General features: G+C 44.8%; 17 protein-coding genes. 5 read left to right on the top strand and 12 right to left on the bottom strand.

Translation table 11 applies throughout. The features are described 5' to 3' along the window. Window positions 1–31 precede the first annotated feature (31 nt). The 3 genes from ACKI5J_RS12520 (at window position 32) to ACKI5J_RS12510 (ending at window position 1,636) form a co-directional block, all read left to right on the top strand. The gene (locus tag ACKI5J_RS12520; RefSeq protein WP_407429811.1) at window positions 32–703 is read left to right on the top strand and encodes a hypothetical protein; all 672 of its coding nucleotides are present in this window, start codon (window positions 32–34) and stop codon (window positions 701–703) included. Between the two features lie 207 nt (window positions 704–910). Beyond that, the gene (locus ACKI5J_RS12515; RefSeq protein WP_106293031.1) at window positions 911–1,123 is read left to right on the top strand and encodes a hypothetical protein; all 213 of its coding nucleotides are present in this window, start codon (window positions 911–913) and stop codon (window positions 1,121–1,123) included. An 87-nt stretch (window positions 1,124–1,210) separates the two neighbouring features. Next, window positions 1,211–1,636 (top strand): Dabb family protein, encoded by a 426-nt coding sequence (locus ACKI5J_RS12510; RefSeq protein ID WP_407429810.1) that lies wholly within the window; start codon window positions 1,211–1,213, stop codon window positions 1,634–1,636. Window positions 1,637–1,641: 5 nt separating this feature from the next. On the opposite strand, the gene ACKI5J_RS12505 is transcribed toward ACKI5J_RS12510, so the two are convergent. The 3 genes from ACKI5J_RS12505 to ACKI5J_RS12495 all read right to left on the bottom strand — a co-directional run bounded on the left by ACKI5J_RS12505 (window position 1,642) and on the right by ACKI5J_RS12495 (window position 5,566). Next, window positions 1,642–2,796, bottom strand: a complete 1,155-nt coding sequence (locus ACKI5J_RS12505; protein ID WP_407429809.1) for a glycoside hydrolase family 105 protein — start codon at window positions 2,794–2,796, stop codon at window positions 1,642–1,644. 223 nt (window positions 2,797–3,019) lie between these two features. Further along, on the bottom strand, window positions 3,020–3,535 hold the full coding sequence (locus ACKI5J_RS12500; RefSeq protein WP_407429808.1) for a GNAT family N-acetyltransferase: 516 nt from the start codon (window positions 3,533–3,535) through the stop codon (window positions 3,020–3,022). 183 nt (window positions 3,536–3,718) lie between these two features. Then, window positions 3,719–5,566 carry a chloride channel protein gene (locus ACKI5J_RS12495; RefSeq protein WP_407429807.1) on the bottom strand — a complete coding sequence of 616 codons (1,848 nt, stop codon included), beginning with the start codon at window positions 5,564–5,566 and terminating at the stop codon, window positions 3,719–3,721. Window positions 5,567–5,819: 253 nt separating this feature from the next. Here ACKI5J_RS12495 and ACKI5J_RS12490 point away from each other — a divergent pair, with 253 nt between their 5' ends. Next, the gene (locus ACKI5J_RS12490; protein WP_407429806.1) at window positions 5,820–6,215 is read left to right on the top strand and encodes a YidH family protein; all 396 of its coding nucleotides are present in this window, start codon (window positions 5,820–5,822) and stop codon (window positions 6,213–6,215) included. A 13-nt stretch (window positions 6,216–6,228) separates the two neighbouring features. On the opposite strand, the gene ACKI5J_RS12485 is transcribed toward ACKI5J_RS12490, so the two are convergent. Then, the gene (locus ACKI5J_RS12485) at window positions 6,229–7,170 is read right to left on the bottom strand and encodes a TerC family protein (protein ID WP_407429805.1); all 942 of its coding nucleotides are present in this window, start codon (window positions 7,168–7,170) and stop codon (window positions 6,229–6,231) included. A gap of 18 nt (window positions 7,171–7,188) precedes the next feature. Then, window positions 7,189–7,893, bottom strand: a complete 705-nt coding sequence (locus ACKI5J_RS12480) for a carbonic anhydrase family protein (RefSeq protein ID WP_407429911.1) — start codon at window positions 7,891–7,893, stop codon at window positions 7,189–7,191. Window positions 7,894–7,999: 106 nt separating this feature from the next. Between ACKI5J_RS12480 and ACKI5J_RS12475 the strand changes: the two genes are divergently transcribed. After that, window positions 8,000–8,683, top strand: coding sequence for a TetR/AcrR family transcriptional regulator (locus ACKI5J_RS12475; protein WP_407429804.1), 684 nt, complete (start codon window positions 8,000–8,002; stop codon window positions 8,681–8,683). Window positions 8,684–8,764: 81 nt separating this feature from the next. On the opposite strand, the gene ACKI5J_RS12470 is transcribed toward ACKI5J_RS12475, so the two are convergent. The 7 genes from ACKI5J_RS12470 to ACKI5J_RS12440 all read right to left on the bottom strand — a co-directional run bounded on the left by ACKI5J_RS12470 (window position 8,765) and on the right by ACKI5J_RS12440 (window position 20,037). Further along, the gene (locus ACKI5J_RS12470; protein WP_407429803.1) at window positions 8,765–9,643 is read right to left on the bottom strand and encodes a phosphodiester glycosidase family protein; all 879 of its coding nucleotides are present in this window, start codon (window positions 9,641–9,643) and stop codon (window positions 8,765–8,767) included. An 11-nt stretch (window positions 9,644–9,654) separates the two neighbouring features. Further along, window positions 9,655–10,800 (bottom strand): YdcF family protein, encoded by a 1,146-nt coding sequence (locus tag ACKI5J_RS12465; protein WP_407429802.1) that lies wholly within the window; start codon window positions 10,798–10,800, stop codon window positions 9,655–9,657. 1 nt (window position 10,801) lies between these two features. Further along, window positions 10,802–12,496, bottom strand: a complete 1,695-nt coding sequence (locus tag ACKI5J_RS12460) for a BACON domain-containing protein (protein ID WP_407429801.1) — start codon at window positions 12,494–12,496, stop codon at window positions 10,802–10,804. 1 nt (window position 12,497) lies between these two features. Beyond that, the gene (locus ACKI5J_RS12455; RefSeq protein WP_407429800.1) at window positions 12,498–13,436 is read right to left on the bottom strand and encodes a sugar phosphate isomerase/epimerase family protein; all 939 of its coding nucleotides are present in this window, start codon (window positions 13,434–13,436) and stop codon (window positions 12,498–12,500) included. Window position 13,437: 1 nt separating this feature from the next. Beyond that, on the bottom strand, window positions 13,438–15,210 hold the full coding sequence (locus ACKI5J_RS12450) for a RagB/SusD family nutrient uptake outer membrane protein (protein ID WP_407429799.1): 1,773 nt from the start codon (window positions 15,208–15,210) through the stop codon (window positions 13,438–13,440). 11 nt (window positions 15,211–15,221) lie between these two features. After that, entirely contained in the window at window positions 15,222–18,722 is a 3,501-nt protein-coding gene (locus ACKI5J_RS12445) for a TonB-dependent receptor (protein ID WP_407429798.1), read from the bottom strand. 160 nt (window positions 18,723–18,882) lie between these two features. Beyond that, window positions 18,883–20,037 carry a FecR family protein gene (locus ACKI5J_RS12440; protein WP_407429797.1) on the bottom strand — a complete coding sequence of 385 codons (1,155 nt, stop codon included), beginning with the start codon at window positions 20,035–20,037 and terminating at the stop codon, window positions 18,883–18,885. Window position 20,038: the final 1 nt, after the last annotated feature.

The following is a 20,038-nucleotide window of genomic DNA, read 5'->3' as shown; positions in this document are numbered from 1 at the left end:
AACCGATCGATTTTTTATGTTGTTATGATGAATGATGACTCTGAAAACACGATTATTTAAAAACATCTTCTTTGGCTTTATAATACTTTTTCTACACTCCTGTACCCGACAGCCTGATAAGAATACCACTCAGCATCAACCGATTCCGACTAAGGACACGCTGACCGATACCGTTGATACTGCCATTAAGGATAACCGGATGCTGACCACAGTGGCCGATATACAGAAAAGATATTCTTCTGTGATAAAACAACTTGAAACTGGCGCAATGGACTCCACATCCTTCAAATATTCCTGTCAGGGTGAAAAAGGAGGAACCGTTACCTATTTCACGGACGAAGGTCAGCTGCGCTTAGTTATTCACCGATATCATGAGTACGATCACTATTCGGCGGTTGACTGTTACTTTGTAGAGAATGAAAAGCTATATTTCGCGCATCTGAAAGGAATATCATGGTCGTTTGATGACGGAGGCGGTACAATTGACAATGTGAAAGAGCAACGCATTTATGTTATCAACCAACGTCCTATCCGTTGCCTGGAGAAGAAGTACACTATCCGTTCCAAGGCCAGTAAGAACCCGCACCCAGAATCCGTCTCCAACACAGAGGTAGATTGTAAGCCTCCCGCATCTATCATTGGCCCCTACCGCATTCTTCTAAAACATATTGATAACAGCACGTCCGGGTGTCTCGACCACTGATGGCCTGCTTGACGGATTTTCGGCTTGGCTAGTTACGGAAATTCTGGATCTAGCTTTACATACCACTAATATTTAGACACTTATTGTGAACACCCAACTGACGTTAGAACGTTGCCTCGAACTGATCCAAGCGCAAAAGAGCACCACTTTAAGTATTAGTTAAAACAATCTACCTGCTTAAATCCTTTTATTAGAAAATACCAACTTATGAACAGGACAATTGGATTAATTTTAATAGTAATTGGAGCAGTAATGTTAATCTGGACAGGGTTTAGCTATACTAAAAAAGAAAAGATCATCGATGCAGGTCCTATACAGGTGTCTGCCGACAAACAAGAAACAGTTAACTGGCCTCCATACTTGGGAGGTCTTCTAATCATCGGCGGAATCGCTATCGTCGCAACGGCAAAAAAACGCTGATCACACGCTTTCCTTAGGTTATCATCCGGACTAACACTCCGGATGATAACCATTCCAGGACCTGTCTAAATGCCACTACGACGTATCATGAAAAGAAGATCATTTATCAAGGGAACAGCAATAGTCACCACCGCATCAGCGATAGTTACGTCACCTGTTCCGGAAGGCTTTTCGCGATCTAAATCGGATCACGCCAATAACCCCGGAACCATCATACATTCAGTTTACTTCTGGCTTAAAAAAGGTCTGTCCAGCTCAGAAGAGAAAGAATTTCTGAATTTCTTTCAGGCACTTAAAAATATACCCGTAACAAAGAAACTTACGTTCGGAAAGCCTGCTCCAACCACAACACGAAGCGTTACGGATAATACTTTCGACTATAATCTCATTATCACCTTCGAAAACCTGGAAGATATTAATGTGTATGAAACACATCCTGACCATTTGGCGGCTGCTCAGAAATATTCAAAATTCTGGGAACGGGTACAAGTAAGAGATACGATAATCACATGATCCGCTTATTTGCCTAGATAGAAACAGCCCATAATAAATGGGCCCGTTGCCTTTGAATCATTATCCCTTACCCGCTCGTTAACGTAGTAATCTACGCTCCCGTCCCGGTACGGGCGACCGCCAAGTCCCGACACCGCACAACATTTTGTCAATGTAAGCGCTCCATTGGCATCCTTCACGATAAGGTCTTTCATAATGCCTTCATATGCCTTTTCAGCAACATGCATATACTTTTTATCCAAATAGCCCATTTTTACAGCTTTAGCATAGCTGTACATAAACATCGACGATACAGAAGCTTCATGATAATTTCCTTTGTGATCAGGCTTATCCATCACCTGAAACCATAAGCCATTGGAGTCCTGATATTTAGGAATTGCATCCGCTAAGCCTTGTATAATCTGGATAATGTCAGTCCTTTGCGGATGGTTTTCAGGAACAAAATCCAGGACATCTACCAAAGCCATATACCACCAGCCGATACTCCTCCCCCAAAAGTTGGGAGAATGTCCAGTTACCTTATTTGCCCAGCGCTGCTTCCTGCTTTCGTCATAGGCATGATAGTAAAGTCCCGTTTTAAAATCGTACGTCCGCTTTGCTGTAACCAAAAATTGGTTCACCACATCATTGATCATTGCCGGTTGATTGAATGTCACCGCATATTGAGCCAAGAAGGGATCTGCCATATACAAGCCATCAAGCCAGATCTGGTGAGGATAAATCAACTTATGCCAGTAAACGCCTTCAAGAGTCCGGGGGTGATTATTGAGCTGCTTGATCAACAAGTCCATCGCCAGCTTATATTTCTGCTTGCCGGTTTCCTTATACAAATCGAAGAGTATTTTGCCAGGGTTGATGTAATCCAGATTATAGGTTTCAGGTTTATATTGATGAATCTCGCCTTTTTCGTTTATTATAGTATCTGCCCATCGCTCCACATAATTGAAATATTTCCGGTCGCCTGTTTGTTTCCATGCAAGTAACATAGCAGAGCATCCTACCCCCTGCGCGTAACCGAAATATAATCTTTTCCCATGATCCAGTTGCCAGGCTTCCGGGAAACGTTTCATTTCTGAATCAGCAAACGAGATAGCAGTTTTTTGCGCGTGGGCAACCTGAGAACACATCAGGGAAAAAAGGAATAGAAATACTACTTTCATAGATGAATGATCTGAAAACAATAATTGGTTTCTTGGTCTGCAAACCTAACCAGGAAAGGCATTCTGCAATTTCAAAAATTGACGGGAAACTTTCAATAATTGATAAATCAGATCAAAATCTGGCATTCAATGTAAATGCTTATCCTCATCTGCCAGGTTGAACACGGCTAACAGCTAGCTTGCATGACCATTCTCTATGCAGCGATCACCAGTTTCACAACGATTAATCAACCAAAACCTTCTCGAAAGCTTTTCGGGCACTTCCTCTGAAGGTAACCTCTCCACAATACGAATACCCAAGTTTTTGAAATATCCTCAGCATCGCCATATTGTCAAAGTTAGTATCCGCCTTCACGCTCCTGATATTGGTCGCCCGTGCAAAGTCTTCAACGTGTTTAAGTATCCTTTCGCCCATACCCCGTCCTAAATAGTTCTCCGAAACAGCTACTCGGTGATAAACCACAAAATCTCCCTGCGTTAACCACTTACCATTAAGTCTGGCATACTCTGGCTCATCATTTATAAGTATCGCACAATAGGCCGCAACGTTTTTGCCTTCCTTTAACACATAGCCGCTCTCTTTCCTGATATCTTCTTTAATGACTTCAACATTTGGATACCCATCCTGCCATTGGTTGCTTCCCTCCTCTTTTCTCCTCTTGATAGCTGCCTTCAGGATGTCCCAAATTTGGTCAAGATCCCCTTCTGTGGCCTTTCCGAAAGAATATTGTATTGTCATTTCTCTACTTTTAGCAACTGCAAACATAGCAGTTGTTGAAGAATTCGAGGAGCTGATACCCAAATTAATTAAGGTGCAACGCGACAAGGAGCCCATATCAAGGAGCAGTGGTTAACTGTTACCATCTGTAGCAATTACGGCGGCAATGGCTATTAAGAATAGCAATACTGATCGCAATGTATCTTACGAGTAAGTTTTAAGAAGTTGTCTGTATCTGGTGAGTATAGTCGACTTTGAAATGAAACCGACGAATTTTCCGTTACTATCCGTAACCGGAAGATTCCAAGCGCCAGACTGATCGAAAAGCCGGATAATACTTACAACATCCTTTCCATAGTCAATAATCACAGACGGAGGTCTCATTAAATCCTTGATGGTCAATTTACTGAAAGCTTCCGCGTTAAACATATACGGTCTTAAGTCATCCAGCGAAATGGTACCCACCAATTCACCTTTTTCATTGATCACGCCTATCAAATTCCTTTTTCCACTTTTAATTAATGCAAGTAGGTCTGAAAAGGCCGACTCAACATAGACTGTCTGAAAACCCTTTTCTATCAGATCATCCATCCGGATTCGGGAAAGCAGATTTTTGTCATGCTCCCTGGTAAATATCTTGCCCTGGCCTGCCAGTTCTTTCAGATCCGGCGATATGGGTGAGAACCACCTTACAATCAGATAAGATATAACAGACACGATCATCAGGGGTATAAAAAGGTCGTATCCCTCACTTGACTCGGCTATCAGGAACACTGCAGTGAGAGGTGCATACATCACGCCGCTCATCACTCCCGCCATGCCAACAATTATAAGATTCGTTTCAGGTACATTTTCAATACCCATAAATTTCAGGAGACTGGCAATAAAGCATCCCAGAATTCCTCCGGCAAAAAGTGAAGGAGCAAAGTTCCCCCCGTTTCCACCCGAATGAATTGTCGTTGCAGTAGCAAAAACCTTCAAAAGACAGATTAATCCCAGAAAAACAATCGGGATCCAGTCGTGGGAACCAGAAAAATCAAAGAAGCTGTTTTTTATAACCTCAGATATATGGCCATTCGTAATATCTTTAATCGTCTGGTAACCTTCCCCGAAAAGAGGGGGCAGAAGAACACATAACAAAGAAAGTATCGAACCGCCCAATAACGCCTTGTTAAACTTAGACAGCTTAACAGATTTAAAGAAATGCTCAATACGCGCGGAGACAACGACGAAATATCTTGCATATAACCCGCACCCAATCCCTAAAACCAGATAAAAAGGCAAATTGGTGTAGTTGAATTCTTCACGGGCGTTAAAATGGAAAAGTACATCCTCGTTCAGTATAATCTTGGAAAGTAAGCTTCCACAAACAGCAGCTACCACCAGTGGAATAAAATCCGTAAACACTACTCCTGTAAGTAAAATTTCAAATGCGAACATCACTCCCGCAATTGGCGCATTAAAAGCAGAAGCAATACCCGCCGTCGCTCCTGCGGCTAACAGCAGCGTCCTGTACCGATAATCAAGATGGTATGTCTTGGCATAATTGCTACCAATGGCAGCACCCGTGACAGCGATTGGACTTTCCAGACCTGCTGAACCTCCAAGACCGACAGTGATGGCGCTTTGAATAATCTGTGAATACATTTTAACGGATGAAACCAGGCTGGAATTCTGAGCAATTTCGTAGAGTATGGCAGGAATCCCCTTTCTGTCCTGACCTTTAAAAAAAACGATCACCACTGTTGTTGTCAGCACAATCCCCAGAAAAGGAAATATAAGGTAGAACAATATCTGATCTGTAAAATGAACCTTTCCGGTAATGAAGTAGTGGATATTACCAACCAGAGTTTTCAACAGAACACCAGCCAAGCCAGAAGTTAGACCTACGAGAATTCCCGAGAGAAGGAGAAATTGGTTCTTGGAGAGTTTGCTTTTCAGCCAATGGATGAAGATCTCAAAACTAAAAACCTTCTTCACACTATACTTGGTGAAATCCTTTTTGAACCTAAGGAAGCTGTGGTACTTTTTTATAGTATTAAACCTTTTCAAACCGAAGATATAGATGATAGATTCCTGCAAAAGTAAGCCATCAGGTAACATTATCACCACTTATTTTAAATTCTTTTGTGCCCGTGCCATAGGAAAACCAGCCACATGATTTAAAGTTGAAATAATTTTCTATTATTGTCTGCTCGTCTCGACAGCAGGAATCATCCCCGAGGCGGGATGATTCCTGCTTATCAGGGGCCACATTATAGTTTCGATAGTAAGGAGAAGATGTTATATCCCAGGATACAACCGGATGGAAGAACAAAATGATACAAAAATACCAGCAAAAATAGTCCCGAACGATCACCTGGCTAATGAACGAACATTTTTGGCCTGGATCAGAACAGGAATTGCCGTTATGGGCTTTGGTTTCGTCGTAGTGAAATTCTCGCTTTTTATCAGCCAGCTGTCTCTTGCTTTTAACCAGAAGGTAACCCTTCCCGATAAGGGATATTCTTCTGTCATAGGAATATTGTTAATTGGCATCGGAGCAGTGTCGGTCCTGCTGGCATATCTACGGTACCGGAGTATTGAGCGGAAGTTACTCAGTCAAACATACTACCCCTCCTTCAAATTGTCGATGGTTCTAACGGTATCGATGCTCATTATTGCGATTTTACTTATTGTTTATCTCATACCCAGTATTTGACACTGTCCTGGACTTACATCTTATTATCTGACTCCAGCTCATTTTCTCCCCGGGTCTTCCTTAAGGATAATACAATACTTGCTGTGATGATGACAGCTATGACAATCAATGATATGTAAGTTGGAATCTTAATGACGTCTACCAGCACCATTTTCAGGCCCACGAATAGCAAGATAACGGCTAACCCGGTAGAAAGATAAACGAAGCGGTGAATGACATGAGCAAGCGCAAAATAAAGCGAGCGCAGGCCGAGAATAGCAAACACATTAGATGTATAAACAATAAACCTGTCCTGAGTGACAGGCAGTATCGCGGGTATACTGTCGACAGCGAAGATCAGATCGGTCGTTTCGATGAGTATGAGGACAAGAAACAACGGAGTAGCATATCTCTTGCCATCTTCTACGACAAAAAACTTATCCCCTCTTAATTCATGCGTTACAGGCATGGCTCTTCGGAAAAATTTGATAACAGGATTTTTCTCCGGTTCAATCTGCTTATCCTTTTCGGTAAACATTTTATAACCTGTGTAAATCAGAAAGAGGCCAAAGAGATAAATAGTCCAGTGAAACTTTTCTATCAAGGCAACTCCTGCAAAGATAAAAATCACGCGCATGACCAGTGCGCCCAAAATGCCCCAGAATAATATCTTGTGCTGGTAAATTGAGGGGATCTGGAAATACTTAAATACCAGTACAAAGACAAATATATTATCTACGCTCAAAGACTTTTCTATCACGTATCCGGTAAAAAACTCTATCGCTTTAGCCTCTCCGAACCAGTGATAGATTAGACCATTGAAAACCAGTGAAAGACAAATCCATACCCCCGACCATGTTAACGCTTCTTTCACAGAAACCACATGAGCCTTCCTATTGAACACTCCTAAATCCAGTGCTAACATTAAGAGTACAAAGAGGTTAAAACCTATCCAAAAGGTGCTCGTGACTTCCATGGGTTATTATTTGATTTTTTAAGAAGCAACAATAGAGGTTTCGCTATTGTTGCTGTTTAAGGTCGATGCGCGATCCTGTTCAAAGAACTCTACTTCTCCCGACTCTACGTTATACAAACCGCCTACGACTGCTATTTCATTGTTATCAACCATCGCTTTTAAGACAGGACTTTCGTTCAAAACCCTTTCCATTGTTAGGTGCACGTTGAGCTCTGCTACCCGTTCAACGAACTCTGGGTTTGACGCATTACGATCAACAGTAGTAGATGTTTCTGCGTTGATGGCAGGTTCGATTTTCTTCAATAAGGTGGTCAGATTACCCAGCTTTACATCATCGCATGCACCTTTTATTGCGCCACACCTTGTATGTCCGAGGACCACCACTACCTTTGCACCGGCAACTTTGCAGGCAAACTCCATACTGCCGAGAATATCTTCGTTCAGCACATTCCCCGCGATGCGGGCGCTAAAAATATCGCCAAGTCCCTGATCAAATATCAGTTCGGCCGAAGTACGCGAATCAATGCAGCTTAACACGATGGCAAAAGGATGTTGCCCGTCGCAGGTTTCATTGACCTGCTGTAATAAGTTCCGGTTAACCTTCAGGTTACCAATAAACCTCTTGTTGCCCTCTTTTAGGAGCTCAACAGCCATAGTCGGCGTGAGGGCTGCCTGCATTTCTTTTGTCAGTGTTTTCATTGTTGTTTGCTTGTTCGTTGATATTGAGTTATGAAAAGCTTTTTGAGCTTAAACAAAGATAGCAACATCACGTTTGCAATAGTAATACTATCAAGAAAATTACCGCTACATTTGTACTGCACTATTCAGGATGATTCTTTCTTTAAAATTCAATATAAACGAAAAGCTGTACTTGCGGGATCCCGAAGAGACCGAACTTGGGCGGAAAATTCTGCAGCAGGGGATATTATCCATCCACGCGATGGGTTTTGAATCTTTCACCTTCAAAAAGCTGGCGAAGGAAATTGGCACCACGGAAGCGTCGATTTATCGGTACTTTGAAAACAAGCATCGCCTGTTGCTGTATCTGGTCGACTGGTATTGGAGCTGGCAGGAATACCGCATTGTTTTTCAAACAAACAACTTGTCAAATGCGGATGATAAGTTGAAGATCGCAATAAAGATTCTTGCGGACCAGGTCGAAGATGATGTATCGACTGGTCATATAGACGAAAAGCTCCTGTATGAGATCGTAATGGCCGAAGGCGCGAAATCATACCTGACCAAGCATGTCACGGAGGACAACAAGGCAAAATTCTTTAAGCCATATAAAGACCTATGCGCGAGAATCGCTGGCTTTATCAAAGAAGTCAATCCCGATTATCTTTATTCTTTTTCCCTCTCTAGCACGATCATCGAAATGGCACAGGCACAAAAGTTCTTTATGCGGAATCTGCCTTCTTTAACTGATTTTGGAAGCTCTAAAAACGAGATGGAAATAGTGGCATTCCTGGAAAACATTGTTTTTTCGAGTATTCGGAAAAATAAAAAGTAGAGACTGCTCATCTATTATGAGGTGACCTCTAAAGTCGTTTGTGTAACTTCCGGAGGTCACCCCACTTGCCTTATCTAAGACCTATTTACTGACTGTGAAAACAGTTGCTACTCCCCTTTCGCCTTCATGATCAAACTTTCCATTGTCTGAGGGGAAGTTAACCACACCGTCTCCTTTAACCCAGGCAGTGGTTGAGCCTCCTCCATCAAAGTTTAGCGCAGAGGTACATCCCAGAGCGGCCATCAGCTGAGACAACTGCGGAATAGTAAGACCCTGAGATTGCGAGGATCTGCCATCTACAACCACAACAAGCATCTTCCCGTTACTGGTCAGTCCTATTGCAGTACGAGGATGTCTGTTTGAGTTAAAATCTACATCCAGCTGGGATAGCTCCTTACCATCCAGTATCATCAGCGGACCTGCGGCAAGTGCTATAGGCTCTGCTGCTGAAGGCCATCCGGCGGATGGCTTCTGAATGATATTGGGCCTTCCTGAAGCATCGATCGTTACCGCCCCGTTTTCCCTGTAAGGAGTAAAGCCGTTTGCAGTTTGGTTGATGATCTGTCCTTCGTACTTGAAGAAAGTTGTAGATCCCCCGTTAGTAGTATTGAAAAAACTGCCGTTGAACGCGACCAAAGCAGCCTTTGCGCCCGCTGCTTCGCTGGTTTTCAGGAAGCCTGATTTCACATAAGGTATCTCGATCCTTGGTGCCTTTGTCAGGTCGATTTCAAACAGATTGATGTATTGTCTTGAATTGAATATCTGGGGGAAGTGGAAGTACTTCCAGGTGACCCCATCGGCTACGACCTTACTTTTCCAGGCCGCTGCTTCAACTACCTCCTTGATATCCTGCTCCTGAACGACCGAATAGTCATAAGGCAGTTGTGTTCCGTCATCTTGCTTGGAGCAAGATGTGAGAACAAAGAGGAGCATTAAACTATATAAAAAATTCTTCTTCATCTTATTTGATTTTACTTTGATTTATCAATCCATTTTAGTCTTAACGACTGAGGAGCTTGTACACTCTTCAAACCGGCATTAAGCTCCAGGCACTCCTGATTTCGATAGAGGTATAGTTTACGAGTCTGTGGATCGATCCTCGCTGCGCTTACGTTTCCACGGCCCCAACTGTAGGGCCAGTTCCTGAAATAGGCAGATGCCGCTGTCTCTTGTTCGATTTCGAAGATTTTACCTTTCCTTTTTCCAACGAGCAGTGTACTGTCAGAAAATAACAGTAGCCTGTCGCCATAGATAGCCCCGGCTTTGAGGCTGTACTTCCACGCTGGCGACAGACCCGGTATGAGGTCTGTCAGGCTTAAAATGCTTCTGACCTTCCGCTCCTGCTTTTCCACATGGAGCAGCTTCTCGCCGTTCCATACATACCAGGAGCTGCCGGCATCTATGAAACGCAGATCACGCCCGGCGGCATAAGGTTCCAGACCCGAAAAGACTTTCCTGCGCTCATAAACGCTGAAGCGCATATTCTGAGGATCTGTAACATATACAAGTGATCCGGTCAGGTAGTGGGTAGAATCTCCTTCTTGCCAGGCTGCCTGGGGTGTAAGCCAGGTACCCTTTAAAACGAACTTGTCATTATCAGGCTCTCCATTGAAGATGGAAACATAGTCGAGCTTATCAGTTGGTTTAGGATCAATGCTTCCTTCAATATAAAACTTCGCTTCAAGATTATCGTACTTCCTCAGGCGGGCGGCTACGGAAATAGCATGCCAGTGATTGGAGACAACGTACACCGTATCCCCAGGCTTCATAACAAGCGTCCCATCTGCTTCTTTCAAGCGGCGACTAAATACATAGTTCTGAACGGTTGTTTTGGAGTTCTCCTCTTTATAGATCATGCTGGAGGACACTCCGCTTTTGAGCAGCACCTCCTTCATAAAAGAGGCCTCGCAGATAGATGACCCGTGAGCAGCGCAGCCTCCCGATACAATGATTTTATCGAAGTGTTGTTTGGTATAGAGACGTAAAGCTACATCCATGCGGTCTTGCAGCACCGCCGGATCTGCTGAACCAAGGATCAGCATAATGTTCCTGGGCGACCCCGCGAGCAAAGAATGCCAGCCCGCCAGAAATAAGCATATTACAATCAGCTTCTTCATACTATTTTATTAGAGCCCCCATAACTGCTTCAACCCGCGACGCGTTGTTCTTATCTTTAATGATGAACGACTGCTCAAGCGCAGGTGTATAGGATTGTGCCAAAGCAGCTAATGCTGCTTCATTCAAACCGTTTGATAATGCGGGGTTGTTTGCACCGGTAAGCGTAAACGTGCTGCTCAACATCGTCGCAGGATTGAAAGTTAGTCCACCCATAACAGTTCCTCCATCGCCGTATACGGAGCCTGATATTGCCGAATTCTTTAAGACCGGAATGATAGCAGCGTTATCTGTAAAAGCATCAATATCTGTTGAAGTGCTGGCCTGCTTGTTCCCCGAAATGACAGAATTAACAACAGTCAGGTTGTTCACGTTCATACGCCTGTAAACACCTGCACCAGGACCTGCTACTTCGTTAGCGGTAATAGTACAGCTGATTATGTCGGCTTTTGAATTATCGTACAGCATCACCGCACCTCCGCCGTTAGGGGATGTACTTTTGTTACCTGTAAGCAGGCAGTTTACGAGAATAACGTTGGAGTTTTCCCTCATATACAGCCCCGCCCCGTAGGAGGTGTTGCTATTATTCATCACTTCAGAATTATAGAGATGAATGGTTGCCCCGGGATATCCGTGAACGCCCCCTGCGGTCCCTTTGGCACTGTTGCCATTGAACTGAGAGTTATAAGCGGTAAGCGTTGCAGCGTTGATCCATACTCCTCCTCCATTGTTTGATGTATTCTGGTTGTTGTTGACCTTGCAGTTTTCCATTACCACCACAGCGTTTGAGAAGGCGTATAAACCCGCTCCAAAACCTGCGGTACCTTTATCTGCAGTTGCCTTATTTTCGGTAACGTTCACGCCCTTCAGGTGTACCTGTGCCGGGCCGATAAGAATGCCGCCCCCTTGTCCGCGGCTATACCTCACACCATTGATCGTGATATTGGTGCTTCGATCTGTAGCGTTACCTCCTGTTATGGTTAAGCCTTCGATATACACTTTCGATCCGCCTTCTGTATTGGCCGTGACCGTCACCGTATGGAAAGCTTGCTTTCCCCCGGGCATATTACCTTGGAGAATGGTCTTATACATTTCGGCGTTGGGGCTTGCTCCAGCCATTGCATCTTTAGAATAACCGCCTATGATGGATACATTTTTAGAGATCTCGAAGGTATTGTCTGATTCTTCAGAGGGCTCACCGAAACGGATGGTTTTTGAGGGATAGTAGGTTCCCTCCATCATGTAAATGGTACTTCCGGTTGTAGCCTTGTCCAGTGCTGTGGCGAAGTCTGTGGGAGAATTCCATGAATCACCCTCTCCATTGCCTTCAGGACTTACATAAAAAACCGGCACTTTTCCTGATTCCTGGGTAACCAGGACCTGCTTCACCATGTCGGCGTTCACACGTACGCTGATGACACCTGAGCGCTCATCGTCCTGATTGTCGACTACCCTAAAAGTAATCTTCCGCTTTCCTTTCGGATAAATTGCAGAGTCAAGGGTGATCCAATCAACATCCGTTTCGACAACCATGCCGACGTTTGAAAGAACGTCAAAATAGTATGATCCTGCTTTACTACCAGCTTCGATCAGCTCAGTACCGGCGAGCAGCTTTTCTTCCAAAGCGTCCTGCTTTTTGCAGCTGCTTACAGTAGCTATACATAGCAGGGTAAGCAAGCTAAAAAATATCTTTTTCATGTTACTTCTTCTTGTTTGTTAAACTTGACTGATAATTGTCCCATATGGTGTTGTAGCAGTCAACGAGTTCCTTCTCATCCTTGTATTTCGATTCATGCATGAAGACACCTTTATATTTAGCCTTTCGGAGGGCGGCAAAAACCGCATTCCAATCATTGTTTCCCCGGTCATCACACGGGAGATAATGACTTTCTGCATCACCGGTACCATTGGAAACGTGGACGGTTTTAACGCGGGAGCCAAATGCCAGAATCAGCTTCTCCGGATTGGAGATATGACACATGTCGACAGCAAGTCCAACTTTCTTTGGAAAGCCTGCAAACAACTTCTGACACTCTTCTACCGTTCTCAGCAAAGGCCGCTCTACATCCCCTTTTCTGAGAGCCGGCCCAAGCATGTTTTCCACGACCATCTGCTGACCGTAGCTGTTAACAAAGGTATAAAGTTCGGCAACGGACTTTGTTAGCTGTGCTGCTCGTGCTTCACGCTCGTTCAGGCCCAGGTAGTAGGAAGGATGAAAAAGAATGACCTGTATCCGCAATGGCTGCAATGCTTTTAAGATATTGCGGTGTGCAGTCACTACACGCATGCGCTTTCCTTCTTCGATGAGGGAGATGTCGTACTTGTTGCTAAACGGCATATGGACCGACCATACCTTCATACCAGTTCTATCCAGAATCTCTCTTACGGACCGTATACGAGAAATCCATTGATCCGACACATCGATGGTATCCAGGTTCTTATCGAGTATGGCCCCCATTCCAGCCAGTTCGATATGAGTAATTCCCAATGACCGTGCATAGCGCATCTTTTCGTCTGTGATCTTGCTGATGTCTACAGAGTAGCCCAGAGGATACTTGATATCGTGTGTTGTTTGCCCCTTCGATATGCCCGTGCATACAAGGAGGGAGACAGTTAGTATAAGAGTGACGTATTTCATTCTATTTCCAGCCAGGGTTTTGAGTCAGACTTTTGTTCAGGATAAGATCCTCCTGAGGGATTGGCGCGTAGTAATCTCTGCTTTCGTCAAAAACACCACCCTGCGGAAATGGATCAAGATTGCCCAAGCTTGCGTTCTGTTGACCCGTTGCGGGATTGCGCAGTGTACGCTGATTGACATTGATAAAAGAGGTAACAGTGGCAGGAGCTCCGTTAGTAGAGCCTGTATGTAGAAAAACATCGGCGGCGCCATCACCTGTAAAGTCATGAGCACCGAGACCGGAGAAGTACACACCCACCATGGGTTGCGTCAGCTTCTGCCCTGCTTTCCAGCGCATCAGGTCATCCCAACGCTGTCCTTCATTAAACAGCTCAATCCTCCTCTCGCGGCGGATCTCCAGAATTATTCCTTTATTGGCACCTTTGTCGACATTCACATACTGTCCTTCCAGATAGGCATCTGGATTGGCATTGGCCTGTACAAGGTTCAGGCTAGGCATTCCCGCACGAGCCCTAAGTCTGTTGATGGAAATATCCAGATCAGCCTGAGTGATGCTGCCCAGCTCCGCTTTTGCTTCAGCGTAGACGAGCAGCGCTTCGGCAAACCGGAAGATGATGATGTCAAACACAGACGCTGATGTTGCCCACTGGCTGCGCTCAGGAAGTGCTTTGATCAGACGATACCCTGTTGTGGTAATATCTAGAGAGACAGGCTCGTTTGTTGTTGACCCGTTCGCTTTGAAGTCGGGACCGGCAGTAGTCTGCGTAAGCCGTGGATCACGGTTCTGCATTTCCTGATAGTACGACATGGTTACATAATCGGATCTATCGGTCAACCTTGAGCCATCATTCATCAGGTAGCTGTTTACCATGTCTTTCGTCAAGCCATAGGAGCCTGCCGTTGCTGAAGTAAACGTATAGGCCAGGTTATGCACCTTCAATCCAAGTTGATAATCTGCGGCAAGAATAGTTTCAACGTTATCCTGATTGTCGCGCGCAAACAGATTGCGGTACGCTGCTGCGGCCCCTCCGTTTGTATAGAGCGTATAGGCACCGGAACCCATCAGCTCCTGCGACGCAGATAAAGCTTCATTCAGAAATTTCTCTGCCCCTTCTATGTTGTGATACTTACGAAAAGTTCCCTCAAAGAGTGCCACTCTGGCCTTCAATAACAAAGCCGTGTATTTGGTAATCAGATGGAGTTGTTTCTCTGCAGGAACATTAGCCACGGCGTAATTTAGGTCAGCCAATACTGAATCCATTACAAGAATGCGGGAATCACGTCCTTTATAAAGATCCGGATCTTTTGCGTCTAGTACCTTACCGTACCAGGGCACATCACCGAAGGTCTTAACCTTGTCATAGTAGAAATAAGCCCGGTAAAATCTGGCTATCCCGCTGTATTTTGCCTTTGCTGCCTCGTCATTAACTTTATTATAGTTGGCGAGGAAGTAGTTGATCTTGCGGAGGTTACCCCATGACCAGCCACCGCTACCACTGGTGACAGGAACGATACGGTTACCCTTTACCTGATTGGCCGGATTTAACGGCATTAAGTTATCGGAAGCCGCATCATCTGAATAAACATCCGTGCCGGGTAACATGGTATAAAAATCGTTAGTGGCAACTTCGAGGTCTTTACTGGTATTGAAGAAGTAAGGTGCTTCTACCTGATCTTCAGATGGACGGTCGAGATAGTCTTTATCGCAGGAAGAAAGCACGAAAAGGCTCGCAAATCCAGATATATAGTATAGGATGACTTTATTTTTTTTCATCTTTACAATCTTTACAAGTTTAACATTACACCAAAAGAATAGGTCTTCCCCATAGGGTAGTCACGGAGATCTCCCCGGTCATCTGCCGTACCTGGTGAAGAATAGCTTACCGCTGAACCCGCTTGCTCTGGGTCAATATACCTGGTTAGTCCACCGAAGCTCCAGGTGAACATGTTCTCGCCACTGAAGAAAACACGCAGCTTCTCGATCTTAGCTTTGCGAGTCCAGTTCTGCGGAAACGTATATCCGAGCGTCAGGTTTTTAACCCGCAGGTATCCCACGTTCTGTAGATAGTAGTTGTTGATCTCGTACAGGGAGCGTCCTGATTGAAGAGAAGAATAACCGCGATAAATCTGCGGGTACGTACCTGGATCATCAGGCCTCCAGGCATTGTCGACGAGGTCTTTACGCAGGAAAGATAGATATGGTCGTTGATAAGTGCCCCAAAAAAGGTCGCCTGTAGGATACCAGTCCTGACTCGCTACGCCTGCCATGGCCGCTGACAGATCTAAACTTTTCCATCTTGCGTTCATATTCAGACCGAAAGGAAATCTTGGCATTGCGTTTCCGATTCGCTCCAGGTCACCATGATTCGCCAAAGTGTTATCTCCTTTATCAATTCTTCCATCCCCATTCACGTCTACGTATTTCACATCCCCTGCACGCAGGTGGTTCCACTCACTGTTCTGCGTCACATTCAGGATGTCGTTATACACCAACGAAAGGTTATTTGCCGGATTGGTAAACGAGTTTTGATAGGCCATGGCTTCTTCATCAGACTGAAACTGTCCGTCAACCCTGAATCCCCAGATTTCTCCAAGCCTTTGTCCCTCATAATAAGAACTTAGCAGGCCATTCGGATTATTGTACCTTGTGATGATTCCCTTAAAGTTAGATACATTGGCTGATACGCTAAAGTTCAGCGGTGATCCGGCGACACTGAACTTATTCTGATAGGTGACATTCAGCTCGTATCCTTCGTTCCTCAGGGAAGCATAATTCTCCCTAGGTTCGTTCGCACCAAATACCGCAGGTAGCGGCTCCCCAGGCAGGTACATCCCTTCGACATTCTTGCGATACCAGTCGAAGTTGACAAATACTCTGTTCTGGAATAAACCAAGGTCAAGACCCAAATTGACGCTCTTGGTTGTTTCCCACGTTACGATGTTGGGTAAGGGAGAAGGCACCCCTGCGTAAGTAAGGCGATTTCCAGCGTTTAACCAGGGGGAGATCCCCACGGTCATCAGCTCTTTGAATGTATTTACGTCGACCGTTTGATTGCCAAGCTTTCCGTAAGAACCTCTTAACTTAACCGACGGGAGAACAGAGCTGACAGGATCCCAAAAATCTTCGCGATCAATCTGCCATCCCAAAGACACAGAAGGAAAGAATCCCCAACGGCTGTCTGTAGGGAAACGTGATGATCCGTCATATCGGGCGTTCACCTCCAGCAGGTATTTGTTGCGGAAGTCATAGTTGAGACGGCCAAAATAACCCATTACTGCCCAGTTTGTTGCAGATCCCGCTATACTGTTCATGGCTGTCGCCAAAGAGAGGTTTGACAGGTCTTCGATCAACAGGTTATCAGCCTCAGCAGCTACGCGGTCTCGGTCGAAGCTCTCCCGGTTGAAACCTGCCAGTAACTTAAAATTATGATCTTCAGCCACCGTCTTGTTATAAGTAGCAAACAAGTTCAGGACATTGTACTTGTCCTTCCAGCGATACTCCGTTAGGCGGTTCAGTCCCACAGTACGGAGGTCGAGCTTATTTCCTGCCAGGTAGTTAAACGGATTGAGGCGAAAACTACGGCTCGTATTTTCGATGCGGTTGCTATAATCGAAGTTAATCTGCAAACCCTTTGCAGGCTTAGCAGTTACCCGGAAGGTATTGGTAAACTCTTCGTTGTTAAACAACCTCCATGTCTTTCCTGAATATAAACCTGCATTTCCTCCCTGCCCGCCTGTTCCAGTACCTATGTCTGTAGGCACACCGTCGACCATATTGGGATAGAACGCCATCAGGTTGTACCAGGTTGTGGTACTCCACAAACCACCGAATCCATTTGTATAGCCGCCATAGTCCTTATCTTCTTCATTAATGAACTGGATGTTATTTGCTATTTCAAGCCACGAGTTCGGTGTGAACACCAGATTTGCTTTCAGATTCTGTCGGTCCATGTTCGCATCCTTATTGATGTTATTGATGCTCTGACGATCAAAAATTCGCCCCGACAGATAACCTCTCAGCTTATCGGTGCCGCCTGAAATGCTCACGTTATGGAAGTTGGAAGCCTGGTATTTGCGAAACATCGTGTCCCACCAGTCCGTCTTATGGAAAAATTTAAATGTACCATCCGTCTGCAACTCATGAAACGGTGCTATTTCGCCGTTCGAGACCATTTTTATTGTCTCCCAATCCATAGCGTTATAATTGGTGTAAGACGTACCATTATAGCCATACAACGCTGCGTCAACAGTCTTACCATAGATATAGGGATCGGAGATATAGTCGGTACGGGCTGATGGGGTGGTCCAGCCAAAATTATTGCTATACGAAACCGTTGTAGTACCCGCTTTGCCTGTTTTGGTGGTGATGAGTATAACACCAAAAGCACCCCGGGCGCCGTAAATTGCGGCTGAGGCTGCATCCTTTAGCACCGTTACTGTTTCAATATCATTAGGGTTGACACGGGTTATATTACCTTCTATGCCATCGATCAGAACCAGCGGACTTCCCCCGTTAATAGAGTTGAAACCACGGACGTTGATATCAGGAGTTGCTGAAGGATCACCATTATTCATCTGAATATTCAATCCAGGCATCAAACCCTGCAGGGTACTTGCGATATTTGCATCCGGTCGCAGGGCAATGTCAGATGCATTCACCTGCGCTACCGCACCGGTGAGGTTAGCTCTTTTTTGCACCCCGTAGCCTACCACGACCACCTCGTCCAGGTCGTTTATGGCCTCTTTTAACGCGATCTGCATCACTTGTCCCACCGTCATTTCAACGGTGCGGGACTCGAAGCCTACAGCAGTGATGATGATCCTGTTTTTAGCTGCGGGGCTCAGCAATTTAAAGTAGCCTCTTGCGTCGGTGACTGTTCCGAGGTTGCTATTTTCAAGCTTTACAGTTGCGCCGGAAATCAAACTACCAAACTCATCTTTGACGTATCCTTCGATTACCGTCTGGGCCGTTTCAGCAGTATTTCTCATCTCAGTTCTGGACTTGATCAGTACCATATTGTTTTCCAGGACATACACCAGTCCACGAGGCGTCAGTACGGTATTCAGAACTTCGACAACGTCCTTGTTTTGCAAAGATATGTCGATAGTGCCCAACCCTTTCAAGTGCGCGTTGTTATACAAGAAATCATAACTGGTTTGCTTCTGAATGTCTACCAGGATGTCTTGTATGCTTGCTTGTTTAACATTTATTGAAATCTTTTGTCCGAAGGCAGCTGCACTGGCGTGGAGCATAGTTCCGAGCAACAACAAAGAAACCAGCTTCATTATTAGCAATAGTTTGTCTATCCTGGTCTTTTGGAGGCACGGGATTATGGTAAAAAATTGATACATTTGGATTTGTTAGGGTAATTAATAGACTGTTAATTAGGTTTTTATCCGTACACATATCGGGAGCGCTGCAACGCTTCCGATTGCTTTTTTAAGTTTATTTTTTTACAATCACCCTCCTTTCCTTGATATCAAACTGTAGATTGGATATACTACCTATACTTGCGAGCACATCATTCAAGCTCCGGGTACGTCTGATTGAGCCTGTAAATGATTCATCGGAAGTATTGTGAAACTCAATATCATCTATATCGTACCATGTGGCGATATCCTGCATGATCTCTTCGATGGTGGCGTCCGTGAATCGGAAGTAGCCTTCTTTCCAAGCCAGTACATCTCTCAGATTCGCTCTACTTTTGCTAAGAAGAACGCCTGCTTCCGCACTCAACTGGTCTCCGGGCAGAAGATCTATCTCTTTACCACCTTTTACAATATGTACACTTCCCTTAACGAGTGCGGTTTGAGAATAGGTAGTAGTTGAATAAGTTTTGATGTTAAACTGGGTTCCGAGCACTTTAACATCATAGTCACGCGTCTTAACTTGAAATGCCATAGCCTCGTTCCTCTTTACATCAAAGTACGCTTCGCCGCTTAACTCACAATTACGGTTCAGAATATTAAAGCCGGGATCCAATCGAAAAGTCGATCCTGAATTCAGATCTACTTTAGATCCGTCAGGCAGCAATAACGTATAACTAGTGCCTCTCTCTGTTGTAAATTCATGATACGGCGTTTTTGAAGCATGACGCTTAGGATCAAGGCTTACCATAATAACGCTTTCAGACACTCTGGAGAGCTTTACACCATCATAGTTGTGCTCGGCCCTACCGATGTCTTTTAGTGCCAGCTGCGTGCCATCTGCAAGCCGTATCGCGCTCAGCTTATTCTCTTGTCTTGATTTTTCAGGTACAGCAACAGTCTTTATGTGATCTGGTTGTTGCAGATCTTGTTGATTGAAGTAAAAAAGGGAACCGAGCATGATCAGTATTGTGCAAGCCACGGCGGTCCAGGCATATATACTTAAACGCCTTACGGGTTTAACCTTACTAAATCGTTCATCTTGCAGTATCCTGTCGAAGGCTGCCTCCATATTAAAGTCAGCAGTGTGCTCCAAACGGATCTCATCATCGACAGCCTGGTAAAACTCGTCCTCCCGATCTTCCAGCATGGAAAGAAATTTCTTGAGCTCGTCCTCAGTAAGTTCCTCGTTGATGTACTTTTTGGCTAGTTGTTTGAATTCGTTTTTGTCCACC

It is taken from the genome of Arcticibacter sp., assembly GCF_045629565.1.
Taxonomy (GTDB): domain Bacteria; phylum Bacteroidota; class Bacteroidia; order Sphingobacteriales; family Sphingobacteriaceae; genus Arcticibacter.
Note: the sequence above shows the minus strand (reverse complement) of the source record. Positions and strands in the feature narration are given on the sequence as shown.

Bases quoted from the DNA above. Each gene is read 5' to 3' on its own strand.
- ACKI5J_RS12520 (WP_407429811.1), top strand. From the start codon at position 32: ATGATGACTCTGAAAACACGATTATTTAAAAACATCTTCTTTGGCTTT.
- ACKI5J_RS12515 (WP_106293031.1), top strand. From the start codon at position 911: ATGAACAGGACAATTGGATTAATTTTAATAGTAATTGGAGCAGTAATG.
- ACKI5J_RS12510 (WP_407429810.1), top strand. From the start codon at position 1,211: ATGAAAAGAAGATCATTTATCAAGGGAACAGCAATAGTCACCACCGCA.
- ACKI5J_RS12505 (WP_407429809.1), bottom strand. From the start codon at position 2,796: ATGAAAGTAGTATTTCTATTCCTTTTTTCCCTGATGTGTTCTCAGGTT.
- ACKI5J_RS12500 (WP_407429808.1), bottom strand. From the start codon at position 3,535: ATGACAATACAATATTCTTTCGGAAAGGCCACAGAAGGGGATCTTGAC.
- ACKI5J_RS12490 (WP_407429806.1), top strand. From the start codon at position 5,820: ATGGAAGAACAAAATGATACAAAAATACCAGCAAAAATAGTCCCGAAC.
- ACKI5J_RS12485 (WP_407429805.1), bottom strand. From the start codon at position 7,170: ATGGAAGTCACGAGCACCTTTTGGATAGGTTTTAACCTCTTTGTACTC.
- ACKI5J_RS12475 (WP_407429804.1), top strand. From the start codon at position 8,000: ATGATTCTTTCTTTAAAATTCAATATAAACGAAAAGCTGTACTTGCGG.
- ACKI5J_RS12470 (WP_407429803.1), bottom strand. From the start codon at position 9,643: ATGAAGAAGAATTTTTTATATAGTTTAATGCTCCTCTTTGTTCTCACA.
- ACKI5J_RS12465 (WP_407429802.1), bottom strand. From the start codon at position 10,800: ATGAAGAAGCTGATTGTAATATGCTTATTTCTGGCGGGCTGGCATTCT.
- ACKI5J_RS12460 (WP_407429801.1), bottom strand. From the start codon at position 12,496: ATGAAAAAGATATTTTTTAGCTTGCTTACCCTGCTATGTATAGCTACT.
- ACKI5J_RS12455 (WP_407429800.1), bottom strand. From the start codon at position 13,436: ATGAAATACGTCACTCTTATACTAACTGTCTCCCTCCTTGTATGCACG.
- ACKI5J_RS12450 (WP_407429799.1), bottom strand. From the start codon at position 15,210: ATGAAAAAAAATAAAGTCATCCTATACTATATATCTGGATTTGCGAGC.
- ACKI5J_RS12445 (WP_407429798.1), bottom strand. From the start codon at position 18,722: ATGAAGCTGGTTTCTTTGTTGTTGCTCGGAACTATGCTCCACGCCAGT.